Origin of the sequence: Mycobacterium sp. (assembly GCF_049280035.1) — a bacterium.
In the GTDB taxonomy this organism is placed as follows: domain Bacteria; phylum Actinomycetota; class Actinomycetes; order Mycobacteriales; family Mycobacteriaceae; genus Mycobacterium.
This window is the reverse complement of record NZ_JBAPPI010000491.1, coordinates 1-1829: the sequence shown is the minus strand read 5'-3', so window position 1 is coordinate 1829 and position 1829 is coordinate 1. Positions and strand designations below refer to the sequence as shown.

Genomic DNA, 1829 nt, shown 5'->3' with positions numbered 1-1829 from the left:
GCTCCACCCGGACCGGCTCGATGTCGAAGGTCACCCGGTGCACGGGCGAGAAGATCGAGTCGATCGGGATCACGCCGATGGTCTGCGACCGCTTGTTCTTGTCGGCCGACACGTAACCGCGGCCCCGCTCCACCGTCACGTCGACGGCCAGGCGGCCCTTGGCGTTGATGGAGGCGATGTGCAGGTCCGGGTTGAGGATCTCCACGTCCGAGGTCACCTGCAGGTCGGCGGCGGTGGCGTCGGCCGGGCCGCGCACGTCGAGGCGCAGGGTGACCGGCTCATCGGTCGCCACCCGGACCAGCAGGTCCTTGAGGTTCAAGATGATGTCGGTGACGTCTTCCTTGACGCCGGGCACGGTGGTGAACTCGTGCAGTACGCCGTCGATGCGGATGCTGGTGACGGCCGCGCCGGGAATCGACGACAGCAGCGTGCGGCGCAGTGAGTTACCAAGCGTGTAGCCAAATCCCGGCTCCAGCGGCTCGATGACGAACTGCGAACGGTTGTCGTTGACGACCTCTTCGGCCAGGGTGGGTCGCTGTGAGATCAGCATGGTGTTTCTTCTTCTCCTTCTCGGCACCCGCTATTTGATGCCGTTAAGACCTGCACCGGGTTCAGTGCAGGGGGGTTTACTTCGAGTAGTACTCGACGATGAGCTGCTCGGTGAGCGGCACGTCGATCTGGGCACGCTCGGGCAGTTGGTGGACCAGGATGCGCTGACGCTCACCGACCACCTGCAACCAGCTGGGGATCGGACGGTCGCCGGCGGTCTCGCGTGCGATCTGGAACGGCACCGTGTTCACTGACTTGTCCCGCGCGTCGATGATGTCGTACTGCGACACCCGATAGCTGGGGACGTTGACGTGCACGCCGTTTACCGTGAAATGGCCGTGGCTGACCAGCTGACGGGCCATCCGGCGAGTGCGCGCCAGCCCAGCGCGGTAGACGACGTTGTCCAGCCGGCTTTCCAGGATCTGCAGCAGCTCGTCACCGGTCTTGCCAGGACGGCCCGCAGCCTCTTCGTAGTAGCGGCGGAACTGCTTTTCCATGACGCCATAGGTGAAGCGAGCCTTCTGCTTCTCCTGCATCTGCAGGAGGTACTCGCTCTCCTTGATCCGCGCCCGGCCGTGCTGGCCGGGCGGGTAGGGGCGCTTCTCGAACGCCTGGTCGCCACCGATGAGGTCGGTGCGCAGCCGGCGTGATTTCCGGGTGATGGGTCCGGTGTAACGAGCCATTGTCTGTCTCCTCCTAGACCCGGCGACGCTTGGGCGGACGGCAGCCGTTGTGCGGCTGGGGGGTGACATCAGAGATCGCGCCGACCTCCAGCCCGGCGGCCTGCAGCGACCGGATCGCGGTCTCGCGGCCCGAGCCCGGGCCCTTCACGAACACGTCGACTTTCTTCACGCCGTGCTCCTGCGCTTTGCGGGCGGCGTTCTCGGCGGCCAGCTGCGCGGCGAACGGCGTCGACTTGCGCGAGCCCTTGAAACCGACGTGGCCCGACGACGCCCAGGCGATGACGTTGCCCTGCAGGTCGGTGATCGTCACGATCGTGTTGTTGAACGTGCTCTTGATGTGAGCAGCGCCGTGCGGGACGTTCTTCTTTTCCCGCCGCCGGGTCTTCTGACCCTTCTTGGGCTTGGGCGCGGCAGAGGCTGCCTTCTTGGCTGGGGGCATGACTACTTCGCCTTCTTCTTGCCTGCGATGGTGCGCTTGGGGCCCTTACGGGTACGCGCGTTGGTCTTGGTGCGCTGGCCACGCACCGGCATGCCGCGGCGGTGCCGGAGCCCCTGGTAGCAGCCGATCTCAATCTTGCGGCGGATATCGGCCTGCAC

The 1829-nt window shown here is 65.8% G+C and carries 4 protein-coding genes; all 4 read right to left on the bottom strand.

Annotated features, from left to right (window positions below; all coding sequences use genetic code 11):
* Positions 1-550: DNA-directed RNA polymerase subunit alpha (locus WAN71_RS16060; protein ID WP_422226281.1), on the bottom strand; the 550-nt coding region annotated here is incomplete at its 3' end.
* A 76-nt stretch (positions 551-626) separates the two neighbouring features.
* On the bottom strand, positions 627-1232 hold the full coding sequence (rpsD, locus tag WAN71_RS16055; protein WP_422226280.1) for a 30S ribosomal protein S4: 606 nt from the start codon (positions 1230-1232) through the stop codon (positions 627-629).
* A gap of 13 nt (positions 1233-1245) precedes the next feature.
* Complete coding sequence (gene rpsK, locus WAN71_RS16050) at positions 1246-1671, bottom strand: 30S ribosomal protein S11 (RefSeq protein ID WP_422226279.1); 426 nt, start codon at positions 1669-1671, stop codon at positions 1246-1248.
* Between the two features lie 2 nt (positions 1672-1673).
* A partial coding sequence (gene rpsM, locus WAN71_RS16045; RefSeq protein WP_422226282.1) for a 30S ribosomal protein S13 occupies positions 1674-1829 on the bottom strand: 156 nt, incomplete at its 5' end.

Bases quoted from the DNA above. Each gene is read 5' to 3' on its own strand.
- rpsD (WP_422226280.1), bottom strand. From the start codon at position 1,232: ATGGCTCGTTACACCGGACCCATCACCCGGAAATCACGCCGGCTGCGC.
- rpsK (WP_422226279.1), bottom strand. From the start codon at position 1,671: ATGCCCCCAGCCAAGAAGGCAGCCTCTGCCGCGCCCAAGCCCAAGAAG.